The following is a 263-nucleotide window of genomic DNA, read 5'->3' on the forward strand; positions in this document are numbered from 1 at the left end:
ATCAGTATAAGTAAAAGTTCCGTCGTTATTATCAACGATAGTTGTTAATGCTTCTAAGTTTGCAACAATAGCTGATAAATCTAATTGCGTAACGACACCATCTTCATCTGTATAATCAATATTAGTATTGTCAGGATTAAGCGCAATAGTTGTTAGTGTCTCTAAGTTAGCAACATCTAGAGTTGTTGTTACACCATCTTCGTCTGTATAAGTAAAGGTCCCGTCGTTGTTATCTACGATAGTTGTTAATGCTTCTAAGTTTG

At 34.2% G+C, this 263-nt stretch carries 1 pseudogene; it reads right to left on the reverse strand.

What is annotated here, in order from left to right:
• Positions 1–263, reverse strand: a pseudogene (locus CXF54_RS13015) (hypothetical protein); the annotation flags it as partial.

This window comes from Olleya sp. 1-3, assembly GCF_002836085.1.
GTDB lineage: Bacteria > Bacteroidota > Bacteroidia > Flavobacteriales > Flavobacteriaceae > Olleya > Olleya namhaensis.